Here is a 16,776-nt window from a genome sequence, read left to right as displayed (position 1 = left end):
GAGGAAGCTCGAAAAGAAGGTGACCCTACTGATGCGGGTAATGGCAGTTTTTTCCATAACTGAACTTTTTTAAACGATATCGGTTTTCAACGATATCTATAGAGTTTAATGCGCTGGATCATGTAATAGTCGCCCCGGAGGCGCAGACCTTTTCCGGACAGGATCTCGTCACCGTTCAGTCGGCGGCCCGGCACCCAACCGCCGTTGAGGAAGTCGCCGTCTTCGACCGAAACGATGCCGACGGTGGGATCTCCCGGTGTTTCAGGGGTGAAGGTGACGGTCAGGCCCCTTCCGGCTACCAGATATTCGTCCGGACCCAGCTGGATAAAGATGCCAGCCGGGAATTCCGGAGTAGGGAAGGAATAGTGACGGGCGATTCCGAGATTAAGGGTATAGTCGCCTACTCGTAGCGATTGCTTCGGATGGTCTTTGTCCAGGAAAGCGCCGCCAATAACATTTTTACCCTGGTATTCCAGTAAGACCGGCGCAATTTTCCCAAGTACTTCATAGGTCTTGCCGAGCTCTGCTGAAAAATCCGGAAGGCTTTCCATCCCGAATGGTGAGAAACCAATCGCATCGTACTGTCCGAGGCCATAGAAAATAGCGCTGCAGGTGCGGGTCTCCCTGACGAGTTCCGGTATGAAGAGGGGATTATCCGGGCGCCGGTATAGTGCAGCCCGTTCTTCGAAGAAGCTGTAAATATCAGGCGATAAAATATCGATCTGCGGCGCACCTGCCTTCCAAATGTCCATCACATAGGGAAGTGGCCCACCGCTGGGATAGTCGCCCGGCTTCATTGGCGCAGATGGCCTCCAGTCGGCCAGCCAGGTATTTACGAACATGGGAATGGCGTATTCGGATTTACCTGCTCCGGCTACCTTTCCCACATAACGCGCATAGTACCACGCCATAAACATTTCGTTCGTTGCATCACCGGCGCCGAAGATTTCTTCCCAGGAGCCTGACGTTTTGAAACCGCCTGCCTCCCATTCTTTGAGGAAGCCGGGTGAAAGATTGTCTTTGTGTTTTTTAAGATAATCCATCAACTCTTTTGGCACCGCTCCTTTGAAGGCTTCGTCCGCGACAGGTGAGTGGTCACGTGATTCGGAAAGAACCCCCACTTCATTCTCTACCTGGATCATCACTACTGTGTGGGCATCACCGTCGATGGTGCATACATGATGCATGAGCGCTGCGAAGGCGCGTGCATCCGCGTCCCTGTTGGCGTCGCTGAAGGTGGACAGGATGTCCAGGCTAAGGCCTTCCTTGTTGCGGGCACGGGGAAATCGTTTGAGATCCGTCTTTACCCAGCTGGGGGAATAGGTGGAAACGCCGTTCTTCCAGCTCCCAAACCAGAGGAGACCCAAGCGCAGGTTGTTACGCCTGGCGGAACTGATCAATCCATCCACCAGGCTGAAATCGAACCTGCCTTCCACGGGTTCGATAAGGTCCCAACAGACGGCTGCCAGGGCGGTGTTGAGATGACCTGCAGAAAATTTAGCCAGGATGGGCGCGAGATAGTCCAGGTTCGCAGAGCTGGAATTATGCACCTCTCCTCCGAGGACCAGGAAGGGCTTGCCGTCTACGATCAGTTGGGTGGCCGTTCCGCGTTTTTGGAGATGAGGGGGCTGCGAACGGCTCACCAGGTTCGGGATTTGTGTTTGACTTACTGATTGACTTACTGATCGATTGGAGGATTGGCCGTATAATTGACTGAGTAACCCAATAGAGGCCATGGCCAGCCCTAAAAGAATGACCGGTGTTTTGCGATACTTATGATGGTGGTTCTTCATTATTTATTTTTTTCCAGCCACGCAAACCTGGCCAGGATCTCCAGCATACCTCCGTGAGCCACCAGATCGAGCGTTTTTCCTTTTTCTGCGAACAAGCCCTGCGCATTCCTGTCTGTATGCAGCGCATTGTCCAGACATTTTTTAAATGCCAGTATGTATCTCTTGTCTTTGTCGTATTTGAGCAGATGCTGGTATGCTCTTAACAGTACGGCATTGAACCAATAGGCATCCCTGAAATGTTCGCCGCCGTAGAAAAATGGCAAGGAACTGTCCGCGATGGCCTTTGCCCTTTTCAGGTATTTTCCATTACCCGTACTCTCGTAGAGGTATATATTGCTTTGAAGCATCGTGCCGGTATTGTAGGATAATACGGGTTTGCTGATCCTGCCGTCTTTTATGCTGATGTTGTCATAGTATAAGCCTGATGGCGCCTGCAATTTTTTATTCGTCCACTCGTATAATAACAACGCGGTATCGAGATACTTCTTCTCTTTGGTAGCCTGATACAGCTGAAGAGCAACGAGGATCCCCGGTCCGTTCGAACAGGTATTCTTAGAGGTTTTTTGGTTCTCCTTCCAGTAAAGACCGCCGCTCAGGACCGTGTCATACCCGGTCATCATGAAGGTGTAGATCTCTTTACCCAGCTGTAACCAGATTTTCTGCTTTGTCCTGGAGAAAGCATCCAGGGCAGTTATGCCCAGCCATTGATTATCGTCATAATAACGCTCACCGCCCGTGAATTTCCGGATATAATCGGCATAGCCGGGTTGAGGAGGAGCCGGATCATAATAATCCCGAATATCCACAAGAAGGGGTTGCAAAAGTTTAGCACCCGGTTCGATTTTTTCTATTTCATTGCCTGCCTGAAATAAGGCACACAAAGACCACAAATAAGTATATGGATGCCTTGGCTGGTCCTTACCCGGCCATTCCTTGTAATATCCCGAGGAACTATCGAAAAAGTTTTTTTCGATAGTTGTCCGGAGCGCCGTCATTTCTTTTTCATAAGAGCCGGCTCCGGTATGGGGCCGGGTTTGGCTGAAAAGCGGAATTGAAAAGACGGATAAAAATAAAAAAAGGCGAAAGGGCTTTTTCTGTTTCATATTTATATAGTCACCTTAATGGTCTTTTACCCGAATACAAAACCAAATTTCTTTTTGATTTTTTTTCCTCTTTTATTTTTTTATTGCTAAAAGTTTTGCTCTTTGACCAAACACGAAGCAAAAAAAAGCTAAAAAAATAATTTCAAAAAAGGATAGGGGGGCGACTGTTCAAAGGTGACTTGTATAAAAACCAAAATAGCTCGCATATGAAAATCAAAAAATGGTCGAACGATCCATTTATTCATTTCCTGCAAGGGAGAATGATTTCTTTCGGCAAGATCGCAGGTTTACTCCTTCTCTTCAATCTCACTTTTTCCTCTTTTATTTTCGCAGGGGACAAGCATCATCCGGGTGCAGATAACTATGCATCACAGTCTGTACCTATTACCGGGAAAGTACTCGACGACAACGGCAATCCGCTGGCAGGAGTCACCGTACAGGTAAAGAACTCAACGATCACCACCACAACGAATGACGCGGGTTCTTATTCGATAACCGTCCCGGACAAAAAATCCGTGCTGATCTTTACCCATGTCGGATACGACAAACAGGAGGCCACTGGTTCCGATAACCTTATCATTAAGCTAAAGAATACAAATGCCAGCTTAGGAGAAGTGATCGTTGTGGGATATGGAACACAGAAGAGGATTTCCCTGACAGGTTCTGTAGACAAAATCTCCGGGTCAAAGGCTGTGGATGGCCGACCGGTCACCGGAACCATCCAGGCGCTGCAGGGAGAATCTCCCAATCTTATCATCCAGCAGAAAGGTTGGAACCCTACCGGGGGGTCTTTTAATATCAATATTCGCGGAACGGGAACAACCGGGAATAATGATCCGTTAATCGTAATCGACGGAATCATCGGCGGTGATATGAACACCCTTAATCCGAACGATATCGATAATATTTCCGTACTAAAAGATGCCGGTTCGGCCGCCATCTACGGCTCGCGTTCTGCCAACGGGGTCATATTGATCACTACCAAAAAAGGAAAGCTCGGCACGAAACCGGCCATCTCGTACAGCGGTATTTATGGCACCCAGGTACCTCATTTTACCTTCCACCCGGTAAGCGCCTATGATAATGCCCTTGATAAAAATATGTCCCTGGCCAACTCGGGCAAACCTGCACAATACGATGATGCGCAGCTGGCGGCGATTAAAACAAAAGGGGATGGCAACTGGCGTCTGGAAACTGTCCTGCATAATGCGCCGCAGACCAACCAAAATATAAGTGTAAGCGGCGGGACACCCACCAATACTTATTTAATGTCTTTTGGGTATCTCGATCAGCGCGCTTATTATGACAAAAGCACGCTTAATGGCACATACGGACTAAGGAGATTCAATTTCCGTTTAAATGAAACGGCTATTCTCGGCAAGTTCAATACGGCCTGGAACTTATCTTATGCCAAGATCCAGTATAACGAACCCAGCGATGGTGTCGAAGGTGACGTTATGCGTGCTCCTTTGACCGATAATTTTCAGGATGCCCAAGGGCGTTATACAACAGGGTTTGTTACTTCCAACGGATTGGATATTTTACGCAATGGCGGTTTCAGATATACCAACAACGATGAAGTGAACGGCGCATTTAATGTGGGATATGCCATTACCCCTTATTTGAAGGTCAGGGCTACCTTCGGAGGAACTATCAAGTCCAACTCACAATTGAGAAGACAGGTCGATCTGAAGTATTATCCTACAGGCGAGAGTTATTCGGGCAAACAGACGGCTGATTATAATTCGAAATCTCTTGCCACCAATACCAACTTCATTGTCGAATACACAAAGAGCTTCGGCAGACATGATGTGAATTTTTTAGTGGGTGCAGCCAATGAGTCCTTTATAAATGAAGCAAACGGGATCCGTCAAAGTTCCACAGACTCCACCTTAGGCGTTCCGACCACCGGTTCATTAATCGACGCAGCACAGACAGGTCCCAACGGTCTGAATAACGGCTCCTATAACTCGTTGTCCCAAAGGAGCGAAACCAGCCTGAACTCCCTTTTTGGCAAGCTGAATTATGCCTATGATAATAAATACTTTTTAGATGCCACGCTCAGGGCCGATGGTTCATCGAATTTTCCTTCCGATAAACGCTGGGGATATTTTCCCTCGGTAGGCGCTTCCTGGCGTCTTTCCCAGGAGAAATTTATGACCAGTTACAACGAAAGAGTAGGGGAATTGCGGGTTAGGACGAATTATGGCACGCTGGGTAGCCAGAATGTCAATCCTTATCAATTTTTGTCCACCTATAATACGAATTCCAATGTTTATGCCTTTAATAATGCCACTACAGCGGGTGCAACCCGAAACCTGGCTAATCCCTTTATTACCTGGGAAAGGGCTGCAACCTTTGATATCGGAGCCGATGCAACTTTCCTGCATGGAAAGCTGACTTTTGCCGGAGATTATTTTAGTAAGGTCACCAGTAATATCCTGGCATCCAGACAAGATGTTCCACTGACCTTTGGATCCGGATTCCCTTCCTATAATGTGTCCAAAGTGCAGGACAGGGGATGGGAAGTTAAATTATCTTACTCAACCAGAGGCACCTTCTCTCAAACCTTCACCGTGAGTATGGCAGATGCCAAGAGCAAATTGCTGGCATTCAGCTTCGGTCAGACAGAGAATGTATTTCCAAGAGAAGAATTTGAATTTGTCCGCAGGGTGGGCAATCCAATAACTGTTTACCAGGGATATAAAACTGCCGGGTTGTATCAAACACAGGCAGATGTAGACAAATATCCTCATTTTACTGGAATTGACGTTACAGGTTTGGCCCCCGGAGATTGGAAGTTCGTCGACAGGAACGGAGACGGAGTCATCGATACAAAAGACAAGTTTATACTGGGTGACCCCTTCCCCAGGTACACGTTTGGGTTTACCTACAATGCAGCTTACAAAGGGTTAGATCTGACGATATTCATTCAGGGTGTGCTGAAAAGAGCTGCCTTGATAAGAGGAGAATTGATCGAACCCTATCACTTTACCGACTATGGCGGTACTGTATATGACAGCGATAAAGATTTCTGGACCCCACAGAATCACGGCGCTAAAAAACCCCGCCTGGCTGAACATGGAACGGTTGCCAATAATAATGACTACCGTACCGGCTCCGATATGTATTTATTCAATGCTGCTTATCTGAGGGTTAAAAATATACAGATCGGGTATACTTTTTCCACCCGTATGTTAGCGAAAGCCAGCATACAATCGGCAAGGATATACTTTACCGCTCAGAATGTACTTACGATCTCAAAATTGAAACTTACGGATCCTGAAGGAACAGAATTCGGAAATAACGAAGACAATTCTGTGGGCGCCAATAGTCCAAGAGGATACCCGGTGCCTGTTTTTTACGGAGCAGGCTTATCCTTGAATTTCTAACAAAAAAATCTAACTTATCATGTCTTGCAGAAGCTTATATAAAATAAATCTGATCATACTCCTCCTGGTTGCTGCGGCAGGCTGTAAGAAGCTCGATCTTACGCCCACCGACAAATACACGGATGCCAATTTCTGGACGGTAAATGGTAATGCTTTTAATGCCCTGGCTACCTGTTATCAGCAACAGATCAGCGGCGGTCAGGGAAATTCGATCAGTCCAAGCCAGGCTTATTTTTTCAATGAGGCACTTTCCGATAATGCCTATTGCCCGTTAGATGTGAACGTCGGTACGCCCACGCAGATTTCCAGCGGCAACGATGCGAATTTTAATCCCGGTATCAACCGGGTGAAATACGAATGGGGCAGCTATTATACGAATATCAGATCCTGTAATTTATTCCTTGAAAATGTGGATCAGAATATTACCTTAGGCAGCGCCGTTATCGCCAGAATGAAAGGCGAAGCCAGGTATCTCAGAGCCCAGGCCTATTTCAGGCTGACCAACTTCTTCGGAGATGTGCCCTTAATCACAAAGGTGCAAACCCCTGAAGAGGCAAAAGTGACGCCCAAAACCGCCAAAGCGGATGTCGTTACCTTTATTCTCAAGGAGTTGGATTCCGCTGCAATGGTGCTGCAAAGAAGAGATGATCAGGCTGCTGGAGACCATGGCCGTATAACGATAGGGGCTGCAAAAGCCATGAAAGCAAGGGTATTGCTCTATAATGGCCAATGGGATGCCTGCTCGGCCGTTTGTGAGGACTTAATGAATAACCAGGCTGCAAATGGAACTTACGCTTTGCAGGCCAGCTTTCCAGCTGTCTTCGCCTTTAATAATAAATACAACCCGGAAGTTATATCCGTCCTGGGTTATGCGCAGCCTAACCGTACCTGGAACGACTGGCAGGCTTACGGGCCATTTTTTACCGGGGTCGGTGCCACTGGGGCCAGTAATAACAACCTCGTACCTACCCAGGACCTGGTAGAAAGCTTCCTTACGCTCGATGGTAAGGCTATCACGGACCCCGGATCGGGTTATAATGTGGATGTCAATCCTTACGCAAACAGAGATCCCCGTTTGGGCTATACCCTGGTATATGATCAGTATCAATGGGTAAATAACCTGGGCACCACCCAGACGATTTATATCAAACCGGGTACTGCACCGGATGTGGCTAACAAAAAGAATGAATATGGAAATAACGCCACCTCCTCGGGTTATTACTGGAGAAAATATTTTGACCCTACCGCTCCGGTCGGAACCTTCAATTATGGCGAAGACATCATTATCCAGCGATGGGCCGAGGTCTTACTGATGGAGGCAGAGGCAAAGACGATGCTGGGGCAAATGGATGCAAGCGTATGGGACCTGACGATTAAGCCATTGCGCGTAAGGGCAGGTTTCATCAATCCGCTGGCCTTGAATTATCCCGGTAATACGACCCTGTCTATGACCGACCAGGTCAGGAATGAACGCAGGAGCGAACTGGCATTTGAATCCTTACGCCTGGATGACATCAAAAGATGGAAGATCGCAGAGGTCGTGTTGAATCACCCTCCTGGCAGTGAGGTGCGTGGCGCCAAATTTGCCGCGAACAGCACCGATTTTATAAAATTAGTGGTAAGAACATTCAATCCGGCAAAACACTATTTGTGGCCTATCCCGACAGAAAGCTTACAAACCGACTCAAAATTGACCCAAAATCCCGGATGGTAATTTAGTTTTATTACACATGGAGAGCAGATTGGAATGATTATCATTTTCTGGTCTGCTCTCCTTCTTTATTTTAACCTTGTAATACCGGAATTTTTTTGTAATGCCGGAAATACCTTCTTAACGGGATGAAGAAAAAAAAATCGATCAACGATATTGCTAAAGAGTTGAATGTTGCCATAAGTACGGTTAGCGCCGTATTGAACGGCAAGGCGGAAGAAAGACGGATTAGTCCGGCCATGAGCAGGAAGGTCCTGGAATATACCAGCAAGATCGGCTATAAGCCGAATATGACCGCCCGCAGCCTGCGCACAGGAAAAAGCGATATTATCGGAATGCTGGTAGAAGACATCGCCGATCCATTTTTTTCGAGTATTTCGCGCTCCGTAGAAAAAAACGCTGCTATCCATAATTACCGGTTATTTTATTCAAGCACGGAGAACAATCCCTCCATCGCCAAAAAGCTCATTCGTGCCTTTCGGGACCGCCAGGTAGATGGGTACATCATCGCCCCTCCCCCCGGCATTGAAAAAGAGATCCAGACTCTGATCAATGACGGATTTCCCCTGGTTCTATTCGATCGTTATTTCCCAGATATCCATACCAATAAAGTGACGGTAAATAATTATAAAGGAGCTTTTGATGCCACCATGCATTTACTGGATAGCGGAAGGCAAAATATTACCTTTATTACGCTTAATTCCGAGCAGACCCAAATGGCCGGCAGAATGGAAGGGTACCTGGCAGCGATGAAGGCCAGATTTATTATCCCCCGAACGGAGACCATCGATTATTTGTTGTCTGAAACTATGTTAGTGCAAAGGATAAGAAAAATGCTGGAAGGGCATCCGCAGACAGAGGCTCTTTTTTTTGCAACCAATTACCTGGCCATCAGCGGATTAAAAGCGGTAAAAGAATTAAACCTGGATATTCCTGGTGATGTTGCTTTGGTCGGATTTGACGACAATACGCATTTTAATCTTTTCGCTCCCTCTATTACTTCTGTCGCTCAGCCGATCGATAACATTGCCGCTGAGATCTTACGCATCCTTACCAAACAAATGCATAATAAGGGACAGCAAATTGAAAACGAAGATATTATTCTGAATACAGAACTGATCATCAGAAATTCGTCCTTATGACTAATCCTTTTTTGTAACTAATCATTTTTGTGGCTAATCCTTTTTTAACGATTGCATGAACTGCATGGGTGACATGCCATATTCTTTTTTAAATGCCCTTGAAAAATTGGAACTGCTCTGCATGCCAATCCGATAAGCCACCTCATTCATAGGTAAATTTTCATTGGTCATGATCTGTATGGCTTTTTTCAGACGGATCGTTCTGATAAATTCGGCCACCGACTGATCCGATATACTTTGTATCTTTTGGTATAGTTTGGTACGGCTTATCAATAGCCGGTCGCACAAAAAGTCAACATCCAGATCCGGGTCATGGATATTGTCCCCGATAAGCTGCCCAAGATCATGTAAAAATGCTTTGTCCTTTTCGGAATGGACAAGCTCCGATGCTTCGGACAGATAATCCTTAAGATACCGCTGTTTCAGGTATTCAGCCTGGTCAAAAATATTATGGACAGTCAACAGTAAAAGGTCAATACTCAATGGTTTGGAAAAATAATAGTCGGCGCCCGACTCCATACCTTCAATCTTTGTGTCCAAAGCGTCTTTGGCGGAAAGGATGATAAAGGGAATATGTCTGGTTTCAAATTTTTCCTTGATCAGTCTGCAGAGTTCGATGCCACTCATGCGCGGCATCATTACATCACTGATGATCAGATCAGGGCCTTTTGCGATGGCCATTTCCAAAGCCAAATCTCCATCCTCTGCCTCGTAAACGTAATATTTTTTTTCGAGCGACTGTTTTAAAAACCTGCGTAATTCCGCGTTATCATCCACCAGTAAAATATGTTTTTTTGTCCTGGAAGCCGCCTGCCGGTCTTCTTCTACCGGATCAGGCAAGGTGAATAACAGCGACTTATCCAGGGGCTCAAGCCAGGCCTCCGGGTTGGTTCCCGTGGCCGCGAATTCCGACGGGTCATAATTTTCTTCTCCCCGGGGAATCCCGATTATAATCTCTGTTCCTTCGTTACGCTGGCTGTAAACATAAATATCGCCTTTGTGTAATTGTGTAAGGCTTTTTACCAGGGCTAACCCGATACCGGATCCCAGGTGGTGGGTACCCACGCGGTAATACCGGTTGAATATACTTGCCAGCGACTCAGCGGAAATGCCGATCCCCGTATCGGCAATACGGAAATAAATATAATTTTTCGCGCGGTGCACTTCATTCAATAGCTGAAACCCATTAACAAAAGCCGGTTTGAACCCCGACCTGTCAAAAAAGACGTCGAACTCTATTTTACCTCCGGTGTTGGTATACTTAAATGCGTTGTCCAAAAGATTTAGCAGGATCCTTTCCAGAACCTGGACATCAAATAATTCCAGCGATACAGCGGTATTTTGGTCGTGGGTCCGATCGGTCATTTCAAAGATTATGCCTTTGCTGTCTGCCAGGACCTGAAATTCCCGGGTAAGGCCTTTGCAAAATTCATTTACGGCCAGCGGCTGTACTCTTAGCTTTATGATACTGTCCGAAACCTTTTTAAAATTCATCAGCTCGCCGATTAGATTGACCAGTCTTTTGGCGTTTCTGAACATCAACTGGTAAAGGTTGTCCAGTGCGGAATTCTTATTTTGACCGATCAGGTTTTCCAGCGGGCCCAAAATCAGCGACAGGGGAGTCCGGAATTCATGCGAAATATTCGTGAAAAATGTTAATTGCTGCTGGTACAATTGCTCACGTTGCTGATGGATCTCTTCCTGTCTTTTTTCATTAAATGCATGCAGGTCCAGTTCTCTTTTTAATCTGTACCATCTTGCCTGGTAAATGTAGATCCCCGAAAGGGCCGAGAGTATGAGTAATGCATAGATTATTTTTGCCGGGGTCGATCGCCACCAGGGAGGGGTAAGGATAATTATCGTTTCTGCCCGGTCTTTGCTCCATATTCCGTCATTATTCGTTGCCTCGACGATAAAGGTATGTCTTCCATAGTCCAGGTTGCTGTATGCTGCGACAGGGTTTTTGCCATCGGTATATTTCCAGTCCTTATCAATACCGGTAAGTTGATAGCGGTATTGGCATTTCAATTGATTCGCAAAATGCATGGAAGAAAAAAAGATGGCGAAATTGTTCTGCCTGTAGTTCAACCTCAGCTCTTTACCGGAGCCGATGGTCCCGCTAATGGCATTTTCGGGTGAATTTACGTTTTCATAGTGAGGTGCCATATCGTTGATCAGGATATCGGTCAGCATGGGTCGAGCAGCAATTCCGTTTGGTTTTACCTGACCGGGATAGAAATAGTTAAGCCCGTTGATCCCACCAAAATAAAGCCTTCCATCTGCTCCTTTGTAGGAGGCGCCTACTTTAAAACTATTACCCTGCAGGCCATCGTTTTTATCATACTTTATCAATTTTCCGGTTAACGGTTCGAAACATTCCAGACCGGTGCCGCCTATCCATATCTTGCCGTCGTTGTCAATTTCAAGACCTTCCACATCGTCTAAGATTCCTGCAAGGCCCGTAAAAGAACGGAGAGTGCTGGAACTGTCTTTTGTGTTTAATGCCAATCGATTCAATCCGCCGCCGATAGTCCCGATCCAATAGGTACTGTCATCCTGCCTGGAAACCGGGTAGGTATAATTGGAGCTCAGCGAATTAGGTTTCCCGGATGCCTGGTAACTGAATGTCCTGGTTATGTTGCCTTGGTCATCGATAATAACATGTTTCAAACCCTGTGTACTGGAAATAAATAGTTCCGGCCTTTTTTTATCAGCCAGGATAAAATACCCTTCACCGTAGTACTTTACATGAAAAATGTTTTGTTTGTCCTTCCAAATGACCCCGCATTTGTCAATATGGTTACCAAACCAGATATTTCCATAACAATCCCTGGCGAGGGTTTCGATCCCATAGGCGGGGAAGGAATCGTAACCCGGAGGTCTCCATAATTTTTTCCTGTCAGGCTGTAATATCACGATGCCTGAGGCGGTACCGATCCATAAATTATGGTCTTCATCCATCGTCAGCGATGTTACGGCATCGCTAATTAATTTAACGGGGGAATTAGTTGAATAATAACCCGCAAATTTTTGTGTCTTTATATTATACCGGTTCAGCCCATTCGCCTGGGTACCGATCCAAAGGTCTTCCCCATCTTCCAATATGGAACGTATATGATTCCCGCTCAATGAATTGGGATCTTCAGGGATATGCTGGAGAGTATAAAAAGGTTTCTCATTCAAATCGCAATAGTTGACCCCGCCACCAAAAGTGCAAACCCACAGACATTGTGAACGGTCAACAAGAATCCGGGTTATTGAACGGGAGTTCAGGCTATGTTCATCGTTTTTCCGGGTTATGGTCTGGATAAAATTCAGATTGCTGTCGAGTCTGTACAAAACGGTTCCGGCATTTAACCAATATCCGGAATTTGTACCTTGAATAATGCTCTTTACAACCGTATGGTTATCAAAAGTATATTGCTTCCCGGCCAGAAGAGGCTGATTTGCCGGTGAATCTATGCCTCCGGATCCTAAGCTTACCTGATAAAGGATGTTCCGGGCCAGGAGGAGCAGGTGATTGGTTTTGTCAAAATAGAGACCGGAAACTTCGTTCGAAAGAAGACCCTTTACCGGTATGTTCGTAAAGCTGCCCTCTTTGTCCAGTTTCCAAACCCCTTTATTACCGGATAAGTAAATGGTTCCATCGTGACCGGCAACCATGTCTGAAAATCGAATACCAGGAGGTAGGTTCAGATTTTGCTTCTCCAGCTCATGCTGCCGGATCGTGTATTTTCTTAGCCGGCTGCCTGAAAGCCCATAAACCCCGTTTCCCGGAAGTTGGATTATTTTCCAGAAACCCGGGTTTCCAGGATCTTTGGGATCCTTATAGTCAATGTATTTTTCTGTCCGGGTGTCAAAACGTTGTAATCCCTCCTCGGTACTCAGCCAGATATCGCCGGATTCATCCGGGTAAAGACATACCAATCGATTCCGAAAGGCATTGTTCAGCGGGACATTTCTATTGTAATATTTTTTTACGGCAAAACCATCATATCTGTCCAATCCATAAAAGGTGGCAACCCAGATAAATCCCCGGTTATCCTGAACAATGTCATTTGCATCCGTGTGGGACAAACCATTGTCAACTGTCAGGTAATTAAACTTATACGGGAAAGACTGAGCCCAAATAATACCGTGGGATAAACAATTGGCCAGGAAAAAGAGAAAAAAGATTTTTAAGCAGCCGCTTTTTTTCAATCAGATCAGATTTTTATTTAGCGAATCAGGAGCGGTTAGTTCATCAAGGATAAATATACAATATTGGTCTTGCTATCGGATCACAGGTTGGCGTTTTTGTCAATAAATCTGAAAAATCTGGCTATTGGCAAAACAAGGGGCCTACTTACCCCCTAATTTATACCTAATAACAAAAAAAATGTACGATTTGTCAAAAAATCGGGACGTTTAGGAATCAAGCTAAATCGATTTAACAGTTTATTTGGGGCAACGATTCAATGACTCAAAAGGGCATTAAATGTTGCTAAAATGAAAAATATTATACAATACCTATCCGCTTACAATCATCCTGGCGATGAAGAATTGGTGGCTCTTTCCGGCATACGCCCCGGTGATTTCGAGGAGATCTATCACCGCTATTATCCATTATTGCTGAATATTGCCCGAAAAAAGCTCAATAGCAGGGCCGTTGCGGAAGATTTAGTACAGGAGGTCTTTGTCTCCCTTTACCAACGCCGGGAATACGTCGAGTTTAAGGTATCCGTCAACTCCTATCTGAGCCGGGCGATACGGTTCAAGATCTTTAATGAATACAGGGCAGAAAATGTCCGTTTGAAATATAGCAAAAACGATTTTTCAAGCCCTGTTTGCAAAAACGATTTTTCATCCATCGAGATGAAGGAGCTGGCTCAAAAAATAGAAAATTTGTACAATCGGCTGCCCGAAAGATGCCGTGAGGTATTTTTTCTTAGCCGAAATGGCGGATTTTCGCGAAAGGATATTTCAGATAAGCTCCAGATATCCATTAGTACGGTAGAGAAACATATTAGCAAAGCGTTGAAGATATTCAGAGAGGGGCTTTGTGAATATACTTCCGTGGCCCATGCCTTTAATGAGGACTAATGATTTAATGCTATACTATTTTATATAATAAAAATAAATAATAAAAATGGATAATAAACAATTTCGAAGTTGCCAGCTTACTCTATGGGTGTTGTTGTGTTTTGGTATGCGATCTTTTGCCCAAGGCGGGAATTCGGATACCCTGCATCCGCTGGCTCCGGATCTATTACCAGGAAAGGGAGTCGGGCAATTCGATTTCTTTTATGCCGGCGAAGCCAAATCACGTAACATGTATATTTTTCGAAATGGCAAAATAACCTGGTCCTATATCGATACGGTGGGTAAGGGTGAAATAAGCGATGCCGTATGGATGGCCAACGGCAATGTATTGTTCGCCCACCAGTTCGGTGTTACGTTAATCGATCGCGACAAAAAAGTGCTTTGGAACTACGACGCCCCGGAGGGTTTCGAAACACATACTGCCCAGCTCATCGGTAAAGATCATGTAGTGTTCGTTCAAAACGGGAACCCGGCATCAGTTATAGTAATGAATATCCCGGCCAACAAGATCGTAAGACAATTCAAACTGCCCTTCAAAAGCGGTACGCATGGACAGATCAGACATGCCAGGCTGACGGAAAGCGGAACGCTGCTGGTGGCGCATATGGATCTGGGCAAGGTTTGTGAATACGATATAAATGGTAATGAATTGCTTTCGATCGACGTACCCAGCGTCTGGTCTGCCGTTCCACTGAAGAACGGAAATATTTTGGTGGCCAGCAACCAGGACTTTGTCCGGGAAATTACCCGTGCAGGAAAGGTCGTTTGGGACTTTGCCTTAGCGGATCTTCCCGGCTATACCATAAAAAACCCCCAGTTGGCCCTGCGCCTTTCCAATGGGAATACCCTGATCAATAACTGGTTTAATCAGTGGAATAATAAATTCGATGCCGGTCATATGCCGGTACAGGCCATTGAAGTAACGCCTGACAAAAAAGTGGTATGGGCACTTCGTTCATGGACCGAACCGTTGAATCTTGGTCCCTCGACTACTATCCAAATGCTGGATGATGCAGGGAGTTCGATGCAGCATGTTCACTTTGGTGATATAAAATAAGGAGGAACCGGGACATATGGGTAAATATTTGCACGTTTTACCAGATATATGCTAAAATTGTAGGAAAGCAAGGCCGCATAGCCGGGGCGGGATTTTTGCTTAATTGGTCATTATGGATAATGAATATAAAGATTTCCCGATACTGATCGTGGACGATGATAAAGACCTTTGCAGTCTTTTATGTGTAGGATTGAACCAGTATCCCGTTCATACGGAAAGTAATTTGTCGGCTGCTTATTCTTTTATAGCCGGGCATAAGGTTTCACTTATTTTCCTGGACAATAGTCTTCCGGATGGAAAAGGGATCAATTTTATTAAGGAAGTTACGGGACAGGACCCCAATATAAAAATCGTCATTATGACTGCAGACCAGTCCCCGGAGCTGAAGGAAAATGCTATCGGAGAAGGCGCTTCTGTGTTTATCGCCAAGCCTTTTAACCTCGCCGTCATTAAAAATATCGCCGAAGATATTTTTAAAAATCGCCCGGCTGCCTGAAATTAATTTTTTATACATTTACGGCGTATGAAAAATTTTCTTATTTGCATTTGTATATTTCTTGCTTCAGCCATCAGACTGGTTGCTCAGCAGAACCCGGTCATTGACGGTTGGTATGCCGATCCGGAAGGCATTAAATACAAGAATACTTACTGGATCTTCCCCACCTACTCGGCTCCTTATCAGGACCAGGTCTTTTTTGATGCATTTTCCTCAACAGATAGGAAGACATGGGTAAAACATCCTCAGGTCCTGGATACTTCCTCCGTGAAGTGGGCGAAAAAGGCGATGTGGGCTCCTGCCGTATTGGAAAAGGGAGGCAGGTATTTTTTGTTTTTTGGGGCTAATGATGCACATAAAGGAGAAATCGGAGGGATAGGTGTCGCAGTGGCGCCGGCACCTCAGGGCCCGTATAAAGACCTGTTGGGAAAACCACTTATTAACGAGATCGTAAATGGAGCACAGCCCATCGATCAATTTGTATTTAAAGATAAGGATGGTTCATATTATATGTATTATGGAGGCTGGGGCCATTGTAATGTCGTAAAACTGAAAGCAAATTTCAGCGGGATCGAATCTTTCCCGGATGGTACTTTATACAAGGAGATTACCCCAAAAGGATATGTGGAAGGGCCTTATATGTTTTTAAAGAACGGCTTGTACTATTTTATGTGGTCCGAAGGAGGGTGGGGCGGCCCTGATTATAAGGTTGCTTATGCCATGTCGTCTTCTCCGCTGGGGCCGTTCACTAGGTTGGCTACCGTATTGGAGCAGGATCCAAAGGTGGCGACAGGCGCTGGTCATCACTCTGTGATCCATTCCCTCCAGGATAATAAATATTATATTGTTTATCACCGGCGACCTCTGGAGGAGACAGATGCCAATCACAGGGTGGTTTGTATCGATGAAATGCATTTTGACAAGGATGGTCATATTTTGCCGGTGAAAATGACGATCGGTCGTTCTTCATCCCCCGACTAAAGTGGTTACGATTATTCCT

At 45.6% G+C, this 16,776-nt stretch carries 10 protein-coding genes; 7 read left to right on the top strand and 3 right to left on the bottom strand.

The window, feature by feature from the left end; genetic code table 11:
* Positions 1-86: 86 nt before the first annotated feature.
* Both ACX0G9_RS29050 and ACX0G9_RS29045 read right to left on the bottom strand, forming a co-directional pair.
* The gene (locus ACX0G9_RS29050; RefSeq protein ID WP_459068496.1) at positions 87-1,793 is read right to left on the bottom strand and encodes a GH35 family beta-galactosidase; all 1,707 of its coding nucleotides are present in this window, start codon (positions 1,791-1,793) and stop codon (positions 87-89) included.
* Entirely contained in the window at positions 1,793-2,896 is a 1,104-nt protein-coding gene (locus ACX0G9_RS29045) for a glycoside hydrolase family 76 protein (RefSeq protein ID WP_459068495.1), read from the bottom strand. Before ACX0G9_RS29045 ends, ACX0G9_RS29050 begins: the two co-directional genes overlap by 1 nt.
* A gap of 206 nt (positions 2,897-3,102) precedes the next feature.
* On the opposite strand from ACX0G9_RS29045, the gene ACX0G9_RS29040 reads away from it, so the two are divergent.
* The 3 genes from ACX0G9_RS29040 (at position 3,103) to ACX0G9_RS29030 (ending at position 9,141) form a co-directional block, all read left to right on the top strand.
* Positions 3,103-6,288, top strand: coding sequence for a SusC/RagA family TonB-linked outer membrane protein (locus ACX0G9_RS29040; RefSeq protein ID WP_459068494.1), 3,186 nt, complete (start codon positions 3,103-3,105; stop codon positions 6,286-6,288).
* A 19-nt stretch (positions 6,289-6,307) separates the two neighbouring features.
* Positions 6,308-8,002 carry a RagB/SusD family nutrient uptake outer membrane protein gene (locus ACX0G9_RS29035; protein WP_459068493.1) on the top strand — a complete coding sequence of 565 codons (1,695 nt, stop codon included), beginning with the start codon at positions 6,308-6,310 and terminating at the stop codon, positions 8,000-8,002.
* Positions 8,003-8,127: 125 nt separating this feature from the next.
* Positions 8,128-9,141: a LacI family DNA-binding transcriptional regulator gene (locus tag ACX0G9_RS29030; protein WP_459068492.1), complete on the top strand. Its 1,014-nt coding sequence runs from the start codon at positions 8,128-8,130 to the stop codon at positions 9,139-9,141.
* Between the two features lie 33 nt (positions 9,142-9,174).
* Here ACX0G9_RS29030 and ACX0G9_RS29025 read toward each other — a convergent pair whose 3' ends face one another.
* A complete protein-coding gene (locus ACX0G9_RS29025; protein ID WP_459068491.1) occupies positions 9,175-13,341 on the bottom strand; it encodes a hybrid sensor histidine kinase/response regulator transcription factor in 4,167 nt (1,388 codons plus the stop codon).
* A 288-nt stretch (positions 13,342-13,629) separates the two neighbouring features.
* Here ACX0G9_RS29025 and ACX0G9_RS29020 point away from each other — a divergent pair, with 288 nt between their 5' ends.
* From ACX0G9_RS29020 to ACX0G9_RS29005, 4 genes are all read left to right on the top strand, one after another.
* A complete protein-coding gene (locus tag ACX0G9_RS29020; protein WP_459068490.1) occupies positions 13,630-14,223 on the top strand; it encodes an RNA polymerase sigma-70 factor in 594 nt (197 codons plus the stop codon).
* A gap of 46 nt (positions 14,224-14,269) precedes the next feature.
* The gene (locus ACX0G9_RS29015; protein ID WP_459068489.1) at positions 14,270-15,280 is read left to right on the top strand and encodes a beta-propeller domain-containing protein; all 1,011 of its coding nucleotides are present in this window, start codon (positions 14,270-14,272) and stop codon (positions 15,278-15,280) included.
* 112 nt (positions 15,281-15,392) lie between these two features.
* Entirely contained in the window at positions 15,393-15,776 is a 384-nt protein-coding gene (locus ACX0G9_RS29010; protein WP_459068488.1) for a response regulator, read from the top strand.
* Positions 15,777-15,803: 27 nt separating this feature from the next.
* Positions 15,804-16,757 (top strand): glycoside hydrolase family 43 protein, encoded by a 954-nt coding sequence (locus tag ACX0G9_RS29005; RefSeq protein WP_459068487.1) that lies wholly within the window; start codon positions 15,804-15,806, stop codon positions 16,755-16,757.
* The last annotated feature ends 19 nt before the right edge of the window (positions 16,758-16,776 follow it).

It is taken from the genome of Flavitalea flava (genome assembly GCF_054461575.1).
The sequence above is the reverse complement of the archived record's forward strand: the minus strand, read 5'-3'. Positions and strand labels throughout refer to the sequence as shown.